At 69.4% G+C, this 14,994-nt stretch carries 19 protein-coding genes; 12 read left to right on the top strand and 7 right to left on the bottom strand.

Annotation, left to right across the window (positions count from 1 at the left end):
• Window positions 1-46: 46 nt before the first annotated feature.
• On the top strand, window positions 47-979 hold the full coding sequence (locus VF584_06260) for a DUF4382 domain-containing protein (GenBank protein HEX8209773.1): 933 nt from the start codon (window positions 47-49) through the stop codon (window positions 977-979).
• A gap of 111 nt (window positions 980-1,090) precedes the next feature.
• Here the strand turns inward: VF584_06260 and VF584_06255 are convergent, their stop codons facing one another.
• The 3 genes from VF584_06255 to VF584_06245 form a co-directional block, all read right to left on the bottom strand.
• On the bottom strand, window positions 1,091-1,960 hold the full coding sequence (locus VF584_06255) for a HAMP domain-containing sensor histidine kinase (GenBank protein ID HEX8209772.1): 870 nt from the start codon (window positions 1,958-1,960) through the stop codon (window positions 1,091-1,093).
• 60 nt (window positions 1,961-2,020) lie between these two features.
• Entirely contained in the window at window positions 2,021-2,362 is a 342-nt protein-coding gene (locus VF584_06250) for a hypothetical protein (GenBank protein HEX8209771.1), read from the bottom strand.
• A 293-nt stretch (window positions 2,363-2,655) separates the two neighbouring features.
• Complete coding sequence (locus VF584_06245; GenBank protein ID HEX8209770.1) at window positions 2,656-3,783, bottom strand: site-2 protease family protein; 1,128 nt, start codon at window positions 3,781-3,783, stop codon at window positions 2,656-2,658.
• Between the two features lie 186 nt (window positions 3,784-3,969).
• Between VF584_06245 and rho the strand changes: the two genes are divergently transcribed.
• Window positions 3,970-5,220 carry a transcription termination factor Rho gene (gene rho, locus VF584_06240; protein HEX8209769.1) on the top strand — a complete coding sequence of 417 codons (1,251 nt, stop codon included), beginning with the start codon at window positions 3,970-3,972 and terminating at the stop codon, window positions 5,218-5,220.
• A gap of 181 nt (window positions 5,221-5,401) precedes the next feature.
• On the opposite strand, the gene VF584_06235 is transcribed toward rho, so the two are convergent.
• Entirely contained in the window at window positions 5,402-6,457 is a 1,056-nt protein-coding gene (locus VF584_06235) for an alpha/beta hydrolase-fold protein (GenBank protein ID HEX8209768.1), read from the bottom strand.
• Between the two features lie 91 nt (window positions 6,458-6,548).
• Between VF584_06235 and VF584_06230 the strand changes: the two genes are divergently transcribed.
• Window positions 6,549-6,896, top strand: a complete 348-nt coding sequence (locus tag VF584_06230; GenBank protein ID HEX8209767.1) for a hypothetical protein — start codon at window positions 6,549-6,551, stop codon at window positions 6,894-6,896.
• On the opposite strand, the gene VF584_06225 is transcribed toward VF584_06230, so the two are convergent.
• Window positions 6,893-7,447 carry a phosphoribosyltransferase family protein gene (locus VF584_06225; protein HEX8209766.1) on the bottom strand — a complete coding sequence of 185 codons (555 nt, stop codon included), beginning with the start codon at window positions 7,445-7,447 and terminating at the stop codon, window positions 6,893-6,895. The two genes, VF584_06230 and VF584_06225, sit on opposite strands and share 4 nt — an antisense overlap.
• A gap of 220 nt (window positions 7,448-7,667) precedes the next feature.
• Between VF584_06225 and VF584_06220 the strand changes: the two genes are divergently transcribed.
• From VF584_06220 to VF584_06195, 6 genes are all read left to right on the top strand, one after another.
• The gene (locus VF584_06220; protein HEX8209765.1) at window positions 7,668-8,114 is read left to right on the top strand and encodes a hypothetical protein; all 447 of its coding nucleotides are present in this window, start codon (window positions 7,668-7,670) and stop codon (window positions 8,112-8,114) included.
• Window positions 8,115-8,185: 71 nt separating this feature from the next.
• Window positions 8,186-8,608, top strand: a complete 423-nt coding sequence (locus VF584_06215) for a hypothetical protein (GenBank protein HEX8209764.1) — start codon at window positions 8,186-8,188, stop codon at window positions 8,606-8,608.
• A gap of 152 nt (window positions 8,609-8,760) precedes the next feature.
• The gene (locus VF584_06210) at window positions 8,761-9,567 is read left to right on the top strand and encodes a CbiX/SirB N-terminal domain-containing protein (protein ID HEX8209763.1); all 807 of its coding nucleotides are present in this window, start codon (window positions 8,761-8,763) and stop codon (window positions 9,565-9,567) included.
• Window positions 9,560-10,510, top strand: coding sequence for a DR2241 family protein (locus VF584_06205; GenBank protein ID HEX8209762.1), 951 nt, complete (start codon window positions 9,560-9,562; stop codon window positions 10,508-10,510). The genes VF584_06210 and VF584_06205 overlap by 8 nt, the downstream gene beginning before the upstream one ends.
• A 212-nt stretch (window positions 10,511-10,722) precedes the next feature.
• On the top strand, window positions 10,723-11,577 hold the full coding sequence (locus VF584_06200) for an alpha/beta fold hydrolase (GenBank protein HEX8209761.1): 855 nt from the start codon (window positions 10,723-10,725) through the stop codon (window positions 11,575-11,577).
• A gap of 115 nt (window positions 11,578-11,692) precedes the next feature.
• Window positions 11,693-11,929 carry a ferredoxin family protein gene (locus tag VF584_06195; GenBank protein ID HEX8209760.1) on the top strand — a complete coding sequence of 79 codons (237 nt, stop codon included), beginning with the start codon at window positions 11,693-11,695 and terminating at the stop codon, window positions 11,927-11,929.
• A 106-nt stretch (window positions 11,930-12,035) separates the two neighbouring features.
• Here VF584_06195 and VF584_06190 read toward each other — a convergent pair whose 3' ends face one another.
• Window positions 12,036-12,761, bottom strand: a complete 726-nt coding sequence (locus VF584_06190) for a lytic transglycosylase domain-containing protein (GenBank protein ID HEX8209759.1) — start codon at window positions 12,759-12,761, stop codon at window positions 12,036-12,038.
• Window positions 12,762-13,103: 342 nt separating this feature from the next.
• On the bottom strand, window positions 13,104-13,241 hold the full coding sequence (locus VF584_06185; protein HEX8209758.1) for a hypothetical protein: 138 nt from the start codon (window positions 13,239-13,241) through the stop codon (window positions 13,104-13,106).
• A gap of 223 nt (window positions 13,242-13,464) precedes the next feature.
• Between VF584_06185 and VF584_06180 the strand changes: the two genes are divergently transcribed.
• The 3 genes from VF584_06180 (at window position 13,465) to VF584_06170 (ending at window position 14,981) form a co-directional block, all read left to right on the top strand.
• The gene (locus tag VF584_06180) at window positions 13,465-13,920 is read left to right on the top strand and encodes a hypothetical protein (GenBank protein ID HEX8209757.1); all 456 of its coding nucleotides are present in this window, start codon (window positions 13,465-13,467) and stop codon (window positions 13,918-13,920) included.
• A 59-nt stretch (window positions 13,921-13,979) separates the two neighbouring features.
• Window positions 13,980-14,450 (top strand): peroxiredoxin, encoded by a 471-nt coding sequence (locus VF584_06175; protein ID HEX8209756.1) that lies wholly within the window; start codon window positions 13,980-13,982, stop codon window positions 14,448-14,450.
• Between the two features lie 126 nt (window positions 14,451-14,576).
• Window positions 14,577-14,981, top strand: a complete 405-nt coding sequence (locus tag VF584_06170; GenBank protein HEX8209755.1) for a DUF6174 domain-containing protein — start codon at window positions 14,577-14,579, stop codon at window positions 14,979-14,981.
• Window positions 14,982-14,994: the final 13 nt, after the last annotated feature.

The following is a 14,994-nucleotide window of genomic DNA, read 5'->3' as shown; positions in this document are numbered from 1 at the left end:
GCCGGGCTCACCCGGCACAGTGCAGTCACATCCGTGGAGATCAGCGATGTTCAAAGGCACCCGTTTCCTCCTTCCCCTCCTTGCCGCGGCGGCGCTCGGCGCCTGCGACGGCGGCACGGACAGCGGCAGCAGCCGCGTCAGCATCCGGCTGGTGGACGCGCCGGGCGACTTCAAGGAAGTGAAGGTTCAGATCAGCGAGCTGTACCTGCAGCGCGAGTCGGATGCCGACTCCACGGCCGGCCGCCTCACGCTGGCGACCGACACCTCGACCTACTTCGACCTGCTGACGCTGGTGGGCGGCGCCGGGGCGGACCTGGTCAGGGACGCCGTGATCCCCGCGGGCACCTACTCGCAGCTCCGCGTGCGCGTGGGTGACGCGTACGTGGTGACGCGCGACGGCCGGGTGTATGCTACGCCGGGCGCCCGCCTCCCCGCCGGCATGACCGCCACGGGAACCATCAACCTGACCAGCGGAAAGTCGCGCGCGAGCGGCTACAAGATCCGCTTCCCCAGCCCCGGCCTCACGGTGGACGGCGACAGCAGGATCGTGGCGCTGGACTTCGACGTGGCGCGCTCGTTCGGGCACGTGGCCGGCAAGAGCGGGCAGCTCATCCTGAACCCGCAGTTCACCGTCACCCAGGTGCAGCTCTCGGGCGGCATCAGCGGGCTGGTGACCCCGGCCGCGGGCGTGACCTTCCCGGCCTGCGGCGGCGCGGCCACGGACGTGACGCACTTCACCGCGACCGCCACCGGCCCGACGACGCTCTCGGCCAAGGCGCAGGCGGACGCGCGCTACAAGATGGCCTACGTCACCCCGGGCACCTACGCGATGGGCGTCGCCCCGGTGGGCTACGCGAACGGCGACTCGCTGATGATCGCCGCCACCCCGAGCGTGCCCAACGCTACCCTGGCCTCGGGCCAGAACGTGGTGGTGGACTACAGCGTCACCGGCATCACCTGCAAGGTCAAGCCGGCCTGAGCAAGAGCGTCACACAGAGAACACGGAGGGCACTGAAAGACGCAGAGAACTTCTCTTGCACTTCTTTCAGTGCCCTCCGTGTCTCCGTGTGAGGCTTTTACGATGCCGGCCTCACGCCCAGGCCTCGGTCGCGCGCCCGGCGCCCGCCTCGAGCGCAGCCGCATCGTACAGCGGAAGGCGTACGATGAAAGTGGAGCCGGCGCCCGGCGTGGACTCGACCTCAAGCCGCCCGCCGTGCCCCTCCACGATCTCGCGGCAGATGGCGAGCCCCAGCCCCATCCCCTTCCCCTTGCTGGACACGAACGGCTGAAAGATCTGGTCCAGCTTCTCCGCCTCGATTCCCGGTCCGTTGTCCGCCACGCGCACCTCCGCCGATCCCGCCGCGGATTCTACGCGCAGGGTGAGGCGGCGGTCGTCCTGGTCCTGCATCGCCTCGCAGGCGTTGCGCACCAGGTTCTCGAACACCTGCCGCAGGTAGTACGGATCGGCGAAGACCACCGCCTCGCCCAGCACGCCGGCTTCCACGCGGATGCTGGGGTCGCGCTCCTGCTGCCGCGCGAGCTGGGCGATGATCTCGTGCAGCGGCACCGGCTGGCGGCTGAGGGCGCGCCGCGCGCCGCTGGCGTACACCGAGAGCTCGTCCAGCATGCTCACCAGCCGCTGGCTCTCGGAGACGATGGCCTCGCACACCTCGCGGCGGCCGGCGGCGTCGCTCACGATGCGCTCGTCCTGCAGGATGTCGGCGTTCAGGACGACGGTCTGCAGCGGGTTCTTGATCTGGTGCAGGATGCGCGCGGTCGCGGTGCCGATGGCGGCGACCTTCTCCTCCTCCGCCCGCCGGCGGTCGCTGCGCCGCAGCAGCGTGACGATGACCGCCGCGGTGAACACCACCACGCTCACCACCACCACCACGCTCACGCCGAACATGATGCGCGTGTCCGGGCAGGGGAGCGGCGCGGTCTGGGCCAGCAGGACCATCATGGAGGGTTCACGCGGAAGGTGTTGGCATGACGCCGGGAAAAGCGTCCCGGAAAGGATGTCTTACTCTTCGTCGAGAAGGGTGGAGACGACGAAGGAGATGGTCTCGGCGCGCTCGCCGGGGATCACGGTTTCCACGATGATGCGGCGGACCACGCGGCGCTCGTCGTGCAGCGTCAGCCCGAAGCTCAGCCCCAGCTCCGCCGAGTCGACCTGCGTGTGCACCCTGGGCCCGGGGGGGTGCGCCGGCCGCTCCGGGTTGCGGAGGAGCGTCTTGGTGGACTGGCGGCCGTTGTCCAGGTCGCACGTCACCTTCACCTGGCGGAGCCAGTCCGGCTGGTAGCCGATGCGGTAGCGGCGGCCGTGCTGGTCCTCCCCTTCCCCTTCGCGGTTGTGGCGTGCCATCGGCGGGGCTCCGGGGTGCGGCGTGGTGGGCCGCGTCGGGCCCGGCCCCGCACCGAATCTCCCCCGGTGCGTAAGGGTTTGTCAAGAATCGAAGTGTGGGGAAGCGGTTAGGGCGGGGGGAAGTGCGGTAGTGCGTTAGTGCGTAGACACAGGGTTCCAAGAGCGAAGAGTCGGGACCAAAGGGCCAGGAGCGAATGAAATTCGCCGCTGGAACCACCAAAGTCCGCCTTCGCGGACTGCACGGGAACCGGCACGCCCCCATCTGTCATCCTGAGAGACGCGCTTGGCCGCCCTCAGGAAACCGGAGCCGGTACGAACGCGAGCACAAAGAACACGACGCACGCCCACCCCGCCACGCGCTGGCGGCGGGTGAGGGGAAGGCGTGGGTCGAGCACGGGCGGGTGCGACAGGCGGCCGCGGCCGATCAGGAGGATGAGCACGGCCCAGAACCACCATCCGGGCCACCACCACCCCTGCACCAGCAACGACGCGAAGAAGAGCGTCGCCACGGCGAGCTGCCGCCGGGCCCCGAGGAGGGCGTACACGATGTGGCCGCCGTCGAGCTGGGCGACGGGGAGGAGGTTCATCGCGGTGAAGAAGAGCCCCACCCACCCCGCCACCGCCATCGGGTGTAGGATCAGCACCTCCGCGCCCGGCGCGAAGACGGCGCGCAGGGCCATCCACAGCAGCGAGTCGCCCAGCTGCAGCGGAACGCCCAGGAAGGGGAAGAGGTTGCGGCCCGGCAGGCCGGGGAGCAGGGCGGCCGGGCGGCTCAGCGCGATCCCGACTGCGGCCACCGGCAGCGCGAGGACCAGCCCCGCCAGCGGACCCGCCGCGCCGACGTCCATCAGCATCCGGCGGTGCAGCATGGGGGAGCGCAGGCGGATGAAGGCGCCCAGCGTACCGATCAGGCTGATGATGAAGGGCGCGGGGATGAAGTACGGCGGCGAGGCGTCCAGGTTGTGACGCCGCGCCGCGACGTAGTGGCCCATTTCGTGCCCGAGCAGCACGCCCATCAACGGGATAGAAAAGAGGAGTCCGGGAAGGAGCGCGGCGGCGTATAACCTGGTGGGCACGGGGAGCGCCACGCCGAGCACCACCCGCTCCGCCAGCCCCAGCGGATCGTGGCCGGCGATCAGCGCGCCGGAAACGGTGGCGCTGAAGAGAGCCGCCAGCAGCAGGACGGCGTGCAGAAGCCACCGCTCGCGGCGCGGCGGGCGGGTGCGGACCTCCAGGGCGATCTCCCAGGCGTCGCCGGCGGGCGAGGCCCAGTGCGACCCGGGCCAGCCCTCCAGCATGCGGCGCACGGCTGGACCGTCCGGGGCCACACCGGGTAGTAGGAGGCCGAAGACGACCTCGCGGTCGCCGATCCGCACCACCCGGACGGACGCGAAGAGCTCCGTCAGAGGTGTAAACGGCACACTTGACCGTGGAAATAGCGGGCGTTAGGTTGGGGCCACTGACCCCCATAGACCATCAGGCAAGCCTCGGGCGCACTCCGCCCTCTTCCTGGCTCCCCGCACAGACCCCTCAGAAGACCATCCAGCGGATCGGGCGGGATCGCACCCCCTGACCCGCGGGACGCGCTGACGCATCCGGAGACCCACGTGGACATCACTACCATAAAATCCAAGAGCATCGCCGAGCTGCACGAGATGGCCGAAGGCCTGAACATCTCGAACTACTCGGGGCTCCGCAAGCAGGACCTTATCTACCGCATCGAGCAGAACCTGCTGGACTCCGAGGTCGTGCTGCGCGGCGAGGGCGTGCTGGAGGTTCTCCCGGAGGGGTACGGCTTCCTCCGCTCGCAGGACTGGAACTACCTGTACGGGCCGGACGACATCTACGTCTCGCCCAGCCAGATCAAGCGCTTCGACCTGCGCACCGGCGACACGGTGCTGGGGCAGGTGCGCCCGCCCAAGGAGGGCGAGCGGTACCTGGCGCTGCTCAAGGTGGAGCGCGTCAACGGCGACGAGCCGGACAAGGCGAAGCACCGCATCGCCTTCGACAACCTGCGCCCCCGCTACCCGGACCAGCGCGTCAAGCTGGAAGCGCCCTCGGCCGACCTGTCGATGCGCGTGATGGACCTGATCGCGCCGCTGGGCAAGGGGCAGCGCGGGCTGATCGTGGCGCCGCCCAAGGCCGGCAAGACGATCCTGATGCAGAAGATGGCCAACGCCATCACCGAGAACCACCCCGAGGTGCACCTCATCGTGCTGCTCATCGACGAGCGGCCCGAGGAGGTGACGGACATGCAGGAGAACGTCCGCGCCGAGGTGATCTCGTCCACCTTCGACGAGCCGGCCGACCGGCACACGCAGGTGGCGGAGATGGTGCTGGAGAAGGCCAAGCGCCTGGTGGAGCACGGCCGCGACGTGGTGATCCTCCTGGACTCCATCACCCGCCTGGCCCGCGCCTACAACGTGACGGTGCCGCACTCCGGTAAGATCCTCTCCGGCGGTGTGGACGCCAACGCGCTGCACAAGCCGAAGCGATTCTTCGGCGCGGCGCGGAACATCGAGGAGGGCGGCTCGCTCACCATCGTCGCCACGGCGCTGGTGGAGACGGGGAGCCGGATGGACGAGGTGATCTTTGAGGAGTTCAAGGGGACCGGCAACATGGAGCTGGTGCTCGACCGCCACATCGCGGACAAGCGCATCTTCCCGGCGATCGACATCAACCGCTCGGGCACGCGCCGCGAAGACCTCCTCCTCAGCGAGCTGGAGCTCACGCGCGTCTACCTGCTGCGCAACTTCCTCTCGGACATGGCCCCGGCCGAGTCGATCGACTTCCTCCTCACGCGGATGAAGAAGACCAAGGCCAACAAGGACTTCCTGGACTCGATGGCGCGCGGCTGAGGCGTCGTTTTTTCCGCGGGTGCGAGAGGGGGCCGGCTTTCCACACGGAGAGCCGGCCCTCTGTCATTACCGCGGGGTCGCGAAAAGTCTCACACAGAGGGCGCAGAGGGAACTACAAGACGCAGAGAAAACCTCCTGCCGTTCTCGCCGTACCCTCTGTGTCTCCGTGTGGGGCGCCGTTTCAGTACTGGAGGGTGGCCGAGAAGAAAGGGATCACCTCGGAGGCGAAGCGGGGACGGAGGCCGCTGACGTGGTCGCCGGGATAGGGCTGCAAGGTGTGGCGGATGCCGGCGGAGTCCAGCGCGGCGGAAAGCTCGCGCAGGTTGGGGAGGATGTGGGTGAAGGCGTCCGAGGTGCCCACGTCGAAGCGGATGCCGCGCAGCCGGCGCAGGCCATCGGCGTTCGCGCGCACCAGCGATGACGGTGTGAGGCCGGTCCAGCGGGAGTAGGCGGGCTCGTTGCGCATCATCAAGACGCCGTCCGCGTCGTGCCGAAAGGGGAGATCGACGAAGAGCGGCGCGCGCTCCGCTGCCGGCGTGAGGGCGGTGGCGAGGCCCAGGATCAGGCGCGCCTGGAAGCTGGCCGCACCCACCGCATCGCGGTCGGTGAGGGAAAGGGCGGCGGGCCAGAAGGGGGCTAGGTCGTCCATCATGCGCGGGCCGAAGCAGCACGGTGACGCGGCGTACACCGCGCCGAAGACGTCCGGGTGGCGCGCCGCCAGGGTCAGCGCGCCGTAGCCGCCCATCGAGTGCCCCTCGATCCCGCGAGATGCGGCGCGAGGAAGGGTGCGGTAACGAAGGTCCATGTGCGCTACCAGGTCGCGCGCCACGAAGTCCTCCCAGCTCCCCGCTACGGGCGAGTTGCTGTAGAAGGCGCCGCCGTACGCGTTTCGAGCATCAGGGACCACCACGATCATGGCACGCGCGCGCCCCGCCGCGACCAGCGAGTCCATCAGCACCCGGATGGGCACCCGACCCGTCTCGAACGCCTGGAGCGGCGCGTCGAAGCCGTGCAGCACGTAGAGCGTGGGGTAGCGGCGGTTTCCCGTGCTGTAGCCGGGCGGCAGGTACACCAGCGCCTCGCGCCGCGCCGGGTCGCCCAGCCGGTTCCCCGCCAGCGAGGGCGCGTCCACGGTGTCGCGGACGAGCTGCCCGGCGGAGGTGCGGGTTCCCGTCGTGGCGCATGCGGCGAGGGCCAGGGCCGCCAGGAGGAGGCGGGCGCGGAGGAGGGTCTTCATGGGCCGGGTGTCACACGCGGGCCGCGTGGGCGTTGATGGGGAGCGGCGGTCGCGGTGCCCGCCGCATTCGACCACTCCAGGAGGTCAGGCAATGAGGCGTCTGCTCGTGTGTGCGCTGGTGCTCGCGGCGGGGTGCCGCGATGGGACTTCCGCGGATGCCATCGTGGTGGAAGGCCGTCTCTCGCTGGGATTCGAGACGGCCTCCTTCCGCCCCTGCCAGTCGATGGAGAACTGGCTCCCCATCATGACGCAGAAGATGCGCGCGCGCTACGACTCGGCGGCCGGGGCGCCGTACGCGAACGTGTTCGCGCGCCTCCGCGGCGGGCTGGGGCCGCGCGGCCGCTACGGGCACAACCAGGCCAACGACCACGAGTTCCGCGTCATCGAGGTGCTGGAGCTGCGGAGGACCACGGAGCGCGACTGCCCCAACACCCGCTAGGCGTGGAGGATCGGCCCCGTGTAGATGGACGGGGTCACCAGCTCCCCGCGCTCGATCACCTGGCGGTCCCAGGGGAAGACGATGAGCGCCGGGGTCTCCAGGGCAAAGAAGTCGGGGCGGTAGCCGCCGGGGCGCACGAAGGAGGTGGCGGTGCGCACCTCCGCCGCGCCCACCTCCCGCACGGCGGCGAGGGCCAGCCGCAGCGTGTCGCCGCTGGTGGTGAGCTCGTCCACGATCAGCACGCGCCGCCCGCGCGCGCGCGGCGGCGCCGAGGAGAGGACCGACGGCGCGGGACGGGCGACCGCGCTGCCGTCGCGCCGCGAGATCTTCATCGACTCGAACTCCACCTGCAGGATCCCCGCGACGGTCGCGGCGGGGATCACTCCCGCCGTGGCAATGCCGATCACCAGGTCTGGTTCGTACTCGTGCGCCACACGGATGGCCAGGGCGCGGCAGAGCTCGCCGAACAGCTCCCACGAGAGCTCCAGCGTGTCCGACGCGCCACCGCCGCCGTCGTCGCCAGTGCGGGGGAACGGAATCGGCTGAACCATGCGACCTCCCTGTGTGTGCGAATGTAAGGCGCCATCACGCTACAAGTTTCGTTCCCCGCACCAGAGGCGCGCGCCTTTCGGCCGACACTCCCCAACACCACGTGCCCTGCCTGCTCAGTGCGATGGTGATGGAGATGCGCGCGCGGTGTGCGCCGGACTTTGCGCGGGCGGGTGTGCCGGGGTAGTTTTGCCGCCCGCGTTCACCGCCACCGAGCCGCCGATGCCCGCACCGCCCGACCTCCGCGCCCGCGCCGATGCCCGCTTCGAGAGCGCCCTGCAGCAGGCCGGCGCCCGCGACCCCCGCGAGTTTTACCGCAAGCAGATGGTGGCGCTCAGGGACGCGAATCCCGAAGCCTTTCGCCGGGCGCGCGCCTACTTCGAGGAGCAGCTGATCCCCGCGGTGGCCTCTGAGGATTCGGACCCGCGCGCGGAGTGGCTGGAGTACGGCCGCGTCCTCGCGACGCTGGCCGCGAAAGGGCGCACCGTCCAGATCGACCCCACGGGCCGCGCCTCCGAATACGCGCGCCCCGTCCCCCCGGACCACCTCGTCCTCCACCTCCCTGACGCACCCTCGCAACCCGCGATCATCGTCGGCATCCCCGCCAAGCTCTCCCCCGCCCAGAAGGCGACCCACGACCTGCTGGTGAAGCAGTCTATGGGGTCGTAGCTGTGCAAGATCCGCCGGGCCGTGCGTCCCAGAGAGTATCGCAGCCGCTTCCCCTGCCTCTGGATTCCGCCATGACCCGCGCCGCCCTGTTCGTGCCTGCCCTGCTCCTCGCCGCCTGCTCCGTGACCGCCTCGCGCCACACCGTCTACGCCAACGCGCCGGCGCCGGCGGACGCGCTGGAGTGCGTGGAGCGGAGCGCTCGTGCCCTGGGGTACGCCGCCACGTCGGAGGGCCTCCCGCTGAACCAGATTCGGCTGGAGCGGGACGTCACCGGACCGCTCAACGAGACGCGGCGCACCTGGCTGCAGATCGACGCGGTGGTGGATGAAGCACGCACCCTGCGCCTCTTTGGGGAGCGGTGGGAGCGGGAGATGCTGGGGAACGTGCGCGGGAGCAAGCGCACGCCCGGTACGACGGTGCGGAGCGAGGTGCTCTCCATCGCGGAGAGCTGCGGAGGGCGGGCGGCGGAGCAGGGCGGGGTCGCCGGGGGATGAAATGAATCCCCCGGCTGGAACGACGGGAAGGCGGCTCGTGCAACGCGGAAATCGACCCGGAGTCCACGAGTGCTTGCATCCGCCACACGGCGCCCGCAAGTTGGACGGATCTTGGACACCCGTCCGAGAACGACCACGAAGAGCAGGCTGATTTGCAAGCGCTGATCATCATCGGGCACGGGTCGCACCTGAATGCGGAGTCGAGCGCGCCGGTATACCGCCACGCGGAGGCCATCCGGCGCACCGGGGCCTTCGACGAGGTGCGCGAGTGCTTCTGGAAGGAAGAGCCCTCCATGCGCGAGGTGTTCGACCTCGTGGAGTCGGAGGACGTGTACGTCGTTCCCCTCTTCATCTCCGAAGGGTACTTCACCGAGGAGGTGATCCCGCGCGAGCTGGGGCTGGACGGCCCGGCGCCCTCGGTCACGCGGAAGCTGGGGAAGACGATCCGCTACTGCGGGCCGGTGGGGACGCATCCGTCGATGTCGGCCATGATCCTGCGGCGCGCGGAGGAGAGCGCCGGGATGGACGATGCGGAGGCGCGGCGGGCGGGGCTGATCATCATCGGCCACGGCACGGAGCGGAACAGCAACTCCGCCGAGGCCATCTACCGCGTGACCCGCGAGGCGGAGGCGGCCGGCGTCTTCGGCGAGGTGAAGACCGGGTTCCTCGACCAGCCGCCCGAGGTCGGCGAGGTGCTGGAGGAGATGGGCGGGCGCGACGTGGTGCTGGTCCCATTCTTCGTGGCCGAGGGGTGGCACACGCAGGAGACCATCCCCGACGACCTGGGGATCAACCGCCCGGCGGTGAGCCCGGTGACGGAGAGGGATGGGCGCGCCATCTTCTACGCGGCGCCGGTCGGGACCTTCCCCGAGGTGGCGGAGATCGTGCTGCAGCGCGCCCGCGAGGCCGGCGCGGACGTCCCCGAGGGGATCCTGGCACACGAGGACGCACGTGTCTGACCGCCCGGAGGAGCGCGGCGCGCACGCACCGGGCGGGATCGCGGAGGCGCGGGCGGCGCTGGCGGTGTGGGTGGACGATGCCGGGCCGGAGGGGCGCGCATTCCTCCAGGCGCTGATCCGCGCGACGGGCGGCGGGCAGTACGAGATCCGCCATCAACGCGACGCCGGCTTTCCGCTGGACGCGCTGGTGGTCTCGCGCGATCCGTTCGCGGCGCGCACCATCGCGCAGGTGACGGACGACGGGGAGCATCGGCCGCTCAAGACGTCGCCGAACCTTCGCGGGGGGTGGGCGCTGGTGGAGCTGGACGAGCGCGCGCTCTGGACCGCGCTCGACTACCTGTATCCCGCTTGCGCGCTGCACTGGCACGCGGGGCGCACGGGCACCCTGCGCGTGACGCACTGGCGCGAGACGGCGGCGCGGCAGACCGGAATGTACGGTGCCGTCAAGCTGCTGGAGACGGACGCCGTGCGGAACACCGTGCGCGCGTGCTGCGGCGACGCCGTGTGCCTGCGCCGCGTGGCGTGGCAGGTAGATGAGGCGACGCCGCTGGAGATGGCCGACGAAGGCCCGCCGCACGGCGACGCGCTGGTCCCCTGCCCCGAGGCGTGCTCGATGTTCGTCTCCTTTGCGCGGCAGGTGCTCAAGGTGGAGCGCGCGCCTCGCCGCCCCGTCGAGGGCCTGGTGCCGTTGGCGGCGGAGGAGACGAACCAGCTCCGCGCGCTGGTGGCCGCCGCCGCATCTGGCACGCTGGGCGGCGTGCGCGAGGGCGAGTTCGACGACCCGCTCAACCCGCGCCGCATCCGCTACCTCGCCGCCCGCCTCGCCGCCGCCGCAGCTCCCGCGGACGAGGGCGAGCTGCCGTGCGAGGGGTGCCCGCGCAAGGTGCCATGCGCGGGGTGCCCGATGGTGGCCCTCACCCCCCCGACCCCCCTCTCCCGATAACAGGAGAGGCTGGCGCCTCTGTTATCGGGAGAGGGGGGAGTGCTCGCCGCCTTTCGTGACCTGGTGCGCCGCCCGATGTGAGGGCGAAGGGTGGGCGCGATGAATCGCGCCCCTACAACAAACCGCCCCCTCTCCCGTTATCGGGAGAGGGGCAGCGAGGAACGAGCGGGCCCCCGCGCCACTTCAAAACTCACCATCCACGCGCGCCGCATATGCCCGAGATCACGACCGCACTGACCCGCACCCGCTTCGAGCTGCGCCCGCGCGACGGCGGGCCGCCCGTGCGCGGCGACCTCCGCGTGCAGGAGGGGAGTAAGCCGCAGAGTGCGGTGGTGATCTGCCATGGGTTCAAGGGGTTCCGCGAGTGGGGTTTCTTTCCGGCCGTGGCGCGTTCGCTGGCGGCGGCGGGGCACGCGGTGGTGTCGTTCGACTTCTCGCACAACGGGGTGGGGGCAGACGGGGTGGACTTCAGCGCCCTCGATCTCTTTGCGCAGCAGACGCACAGCCGCAACGTCGACGAGATCCGCATGGTGCTGGAGGCGGTGCGCGGGAAGGGCCTGCTGCCGAAGCGTCCCAAGCACGTGGGGCTGCTGGGGCACTCGCGGGGCGGCGGTGAGGCGGTGCTGGCCGCGGCGGAGGACGGGCGCGTCGATGCGCTGGTCACGTGGAACGCCATCGCCACCGTGCACCGCTGGACGGACGAGCAGCTCGGGCGCTGGCGGCACGGCGAGCCGGTGGAGATCACCAACGCGCGCACGGGGCAGGCGATGCCCGTGGGCCCCGCCTATCTGCGCGACCTGGAGGAGAACACGGAGCGGCTGGACATCCGGCGTGCGGCGGCCCGGCTCACCCTGCCCTGGCTGATCGTGCACGGCGAGGCGGACACGTCGGTGACGCCGGACGACGCGCGGACGTTGTGGGACATGGCGGGGGAGAACGCGGAGCTCCTGCTGATTGAGGACGCGGACCACACCTTCGGCGCGAAGCACCCGTACCAGGGCGCTACCGATGCGCTGCGCACGGCGTCGGAGGCCACGCTGGAATGGTTCGACACTCACCTGAAGTGATTTTCGAACGATCGTTCGAGTGCGTATGGACAACCCCGGTCGCGGGGGTTATCGTATCGCTCCAAGACACCGGAGCCAGGCCCGACCCTGACCAAACCCGTTGGAGAGAGCGCATATGCCGTACGTGATCGCGGAGCCCTGCATCGGCACCAAGGACGCAAGCTGCGTCGAGGTGTGCCCGGTCGACTGCATCTACGAGGCGGACGACCAGTACTACATCAACCCCGACGAGTGCATCGACTGCGGCGCCTGCGAGCCCGAGTGCCCCGTCCAGGCCATCTTCCCGGACACGGACGTGCCGCCGGAGTGGTCGGAGTACATCGAGAAGAACGCAACGTTGTCGGCGAAGTAGAGGGGGAAGGGAGTTCTCTGAGGCTTGCAGTTTCCTCCGTGTTCTCTGTGTGATGCTTTTTTTGTTGACGAAGGGGCGCTTCTCTTGAGGCGCCCCTTCGTTCGTGTTACCGGTGCGTGTTGCGGCGTCCGTACACCATGTCGGCGTAGCCGTTGTCCGGGTTGCGGCCGCGCTTCAGGAGGCGGTCCACGGTGCCGGGGCCGCGGTTGTAGGCCAGCAGCGCCAGCTTCTGGTTGCCGTCGTACTTCTCGATCAGGTCGGCGAGGTACTTGAAGCCGATGTTCAGGTTCGTCTCCGTGTCGCGCAGGTCGCTGCGCGTGGTGCCGGGCTTCAGCCAGCGTGCCGTCGCCGGCATCAGCTGCGTGAGGCCGATGGCGCCCACGTGGCTCGTCGCGCTCGTCTTGAACCCGCTCTCCGTCTTCACCAGCCCGAACGCCACTTCCGGCTTGATCCCGTTCTCGACGGCGGCTTCGTGGATCTGAAGCGCCAGCCTGTCCGACACCTTGAAGCCGCTCTTGCGGTACTTCTCGGCCAGCTTCTGCGCCTCGGCCACCGTCTCGTCCTCGCGGGCGTCCTCGTTCACCGCCAGGTCGGCCAGCTTCGAGAGGCGCTTGTGCTCCACCACCTTCACCGGGGTGATGGCCTCGTGAAGGGCCTGCTGCATCGTGACCGGCTTCGCCGGCTCCGGCGCCCTGTCGCGGCCCAGGATCACCGCGCCCTCCGCCATCGCTCCCAGAACCAGGAGAAGCTGCACCGGGCGCGAAGTAAGGAGCGCGCGGGTATCGTTGCGAAAACGCGAACGCGGGGTACGGCTCGTTTCGCTGTTCTTCATAACGATTGTCTCCTGATTGGACGTTGCGAAGCGCGCGATCGTCTGTGTCGCTGCGATGCACTCGGCGTTTTTCTTATGCCTAATTATAACCCCTGCTTGGGTTTAGGTCAACCCCGCGCACGCGTTTGGCCGTAATCCGCTGAGAAATTCACCCACATTACCGAGGCCAGTCCGGAACTTGTCTGCTAGATACCCTACCTGCTATGTCTCGGGAATGTTCAATGACAACATACCCATTGTGGAAAAACATCTTCATCTGTTCACATTGCACACAGAAAGGGGGCCGCTCCCCTGCCGGAGCGGCCCCTTCAACTGATTTCTGCGTTCCCGCGGGTGACCGGGTTACAGGCCCGCGTTGCGGAGCTGCTCCAGGTCGATGGCCGGCGGGGAAGGCTCGGCGCGCCGCTCGCGAAGCCGGTCCGGCTCGTCCTGACGCTGGATCACGACCGCGAAGCTGGCCACGAGGGCCGCGACCGCCACAAGACTGACGCCCAAGGTGCGAATAAGCGCCTCCCAGCTAGGAGTGGAGACGCATGATCCGCTGCGCCTGCGGTCTCGTTCGATGCCGAACGGGCGTTCGAATCCAAGAACGCCCCTCCACGTCTGTTTCTGACAACGACAGTGTACCGGAACGGCTTGCCTGCCACAGGAGCGGCGCCCATCTTGCCCCCCGCCGCCCCCACACCCGTATAGCAGAGACCCGATGAGCGATGCGCAGCGGTTCGCGGACCCCGAAGGCAGGTTCGACCTGGTGATCCCCCGGGGCTGGTCCGCCGCGCCCGACGAGGAGGACGGCGGCGTGGAGGTGTGGCGCGAGGACGGCGTGGGGACGCTCCACCTGATCGCCTTCGAGGCCTCCGCGGACGAGTTTCCCGATCCTGCCGAGGAGCTGTACGCCTTCCTGGAAGAGCGCAGCGTGGAGCTGGAGGAGGACGAGGTGGAGGACGTGCCGCTGGAGGACGGAAGCGAGCTCGCGCTGTGCGAGTTCACGAGCGAGGACGAGGACGACGGCGAGTCGCTCTTCTGGATGGTGGGCGTGGCGACGACGCCGGGGGTGATCTGCTTCGCAACCTACTTCTGCCCGGCGGGGGAGGAGGAGAAGGAGCGCGATACCGTGCGCCTGGCCCTCACCACGCTCCGGCTGCTGGACCCGGACTGACGAGGGGCGCCGCGCCGGCGCCCCGTCTCACCACTACACGTACGAAGGAAAACCGCTTCATGCCGCTTCAGATTGGCGATCAGGCACCCGACGTGACCCTTCCGGCGCACGACAACCAGCAGGTGTCGCTGGGCAGCCTCTACGGCGGCCAGGCGACGGTGGTGGTCTTCTTTCCGCTCGCGTTCACCAGCACCTGTACCGAGGAGCTGTGCACCTTTCGCGACGACCTGGCCGTGTACAACGGGCTGGGCGCGCAGGTGGCGGCCATCAGCGTGGACTCGCCCTACGTGCTGGACCGCTTCCGCAAGGAGCTCGGCGCGGACTACCTCTTCCTCTCCGACTTCAACCGCGAGGCGAGCCGGGCGTTCGGGGTGCTGCGCGAGGCGCCCGTCGGACCGGGGCTGCGCGACGTGTCCGACCGTTCCGTGTTCGTGGTGAACCCGGACCGTACGGTGCGCTACGTGTGGCACAGCAGCAATCCCAGCCTGCTGCCGCCCTTTGACGAGATCCGCGAGGCGCTGGCCGCGTGAACGGCGGTTTCACACAGAGACGCGGAGGGGAACGGAAAGAAGGGGAGGCGAGGGTGTGCATCTGGACGGGGCTGGGGCGTTCTTCTGGTGCCGTTTGCCTGTCGAACCCTCTTCCGGGAGCCGCCCATGCGCCTGAAGCTTGTTCTGCTGTGCATCGCCCTGATGTCCATCGCTGGATGCTCGCGCGATACCACCGCGGCCCAGGGTGAGTCAGACTACCAGTACGACTTCCAGAAGATCTGTTTCTGCGGAAGCCAGGTGACCGCGCCGGTGACGATCCACGTGCGTGGCGGCAAGGTCGCGCGCGTCTACAAGCGCCCGGGCGGGGAGGACGTCACGAGCCTGCCGAACGCGCAGTGGCCGACCATCGAGGACCTCGTGCGAATCGAGGAGGCGCGCCGAAATGGCGAGAAGAACCTGATCGTGCGCTACGACGCGGAGCTCGGCTACCCGACTTACATCGAGATCGGGACGATCGCGAACGATGCAGGGGTCGTGTACACCGCCGAGAACCTGCGGTACCTCCGCTAGGGAAGAGCGTGCA

The sequence above is a fragment of the Longimicrobium sp. genome, assembly GCA_036389135.1.
Classification (GTDB): Bacteria; Gemmatimonadota; Gemmatimonadetes; order Longimicrobiales; family Longimicrobiaceae; genus Longimicrobium.
Note: the sequence above shows the minus strand (reverse complement) of the source record. Positions and strands in the feature narration are given on the sequence as shown.

What these genes read in the sequence shown, in the direction of transcription:
- VF584_06180 (HEX8209757.1), top strand. Translation starts at nt 13,465, where the DNA reads ATGAGCGATGCGCAGCGGTTCGCGGACCCCGAAGGCAGGTTCGACCTG.
- VF584_06170 (HEX8209755.1), top strand. Translation starts at nt 14,577, where the DNA reads ATGCGCCTGAAGCTTGTTCTGCTGTGCATCGCCCTGATGTCCATCGCT.
- VF584_06260 (HEX8209773.1), top strand. Translation starts at nt 47, where the DNA reads ATGTTCAAAGGCACCCGTTTCCTCCTTCCCCTCCTTGCCGCGGCGGCG.
- VF584_06255 (HEX8209772.1), bottom strand. Translation starts at nt 1,960, where the DNA reads ATGATGGTCCTGCTGGCCCAGACCGCGCCGCTCCCCTGCCCGGACACG.
- VF584_06175 (HEX8209756.1), top strand. Translation starts at nt 13,980, where the DNA reads ATGCCGCTTCAGATTGGCGATCAGGCACCCGACGTGACCCTTCCGGCG.
- VF584_06190 (HEX8209759.1), bottom strand. Translation starts at nt 12,761, where the DNA reads ATGAAGAACAGCGAAACGAGCCGTACCCCGCGTTCGCGTTTTCGCAAC.
- VF584_06235 (HEX8209768.1), bottom strand. Translation starts at nt 6,457, where the DNA reads ATGAAGACCCTCCTCCGCGCCCGCCTCCTCCTGGCGGCCCTGGCCCTC.
- VF584_06200 (HEX8209761.1), top strand. Translation starts at nt 10,723, where the DNA reads ATGCCCGAGATCACGACCGCACTGACCCGCACCCGCTTCGAGCTGCGC.
- VF584_06220 (HEX8209765.1), top strand. Translation starts at nt 7,668, where the DNA reads ATGCCCGCACCGCCCGACCTCCGCGCCCGCGCCGATGCCCGCTTCGAG.
- VF584_06225 (HEX8209766.1), bottom strand. Translation starts at nt 7,447, where the DNA reads ATGGTTCAGCCGATTCCGTTCCCCCGCACTGGCGACGACGGCGGCGGT.
- VF584_06250 (HEX8209771.1), bottom strand. Translation starts at nt 2,362, where the DNA reads ATGGCACGCCACAACCGCGAAGGGGAAGGGGAGGACCAGCACGGCCGC.
- VF584_06230 (HEX8209767.1), top strand. Translation starts at nt 6,549, where the DNA reads ATGAGGCGTCTGCTCGTGTGTGCGCTGGTGCTCGCGGCGGGGTGCCGC.
- VF584_06195 (HEX8209760.1), top strand. Translation starts at nt 11,693, where the DNA reads ATGCCGTACGTGATCGCGGAGCCCTGCATCGGCACCAAGGACGCAAGC.
- VF584_06215 (HEX8209764.1), top strand. Translation starts at nt 8,186, where the DNA reads ATGACCCGCGCCGCCCTGTTCGTGCCTGCCCTGCTCCTCGCCGCCTGC.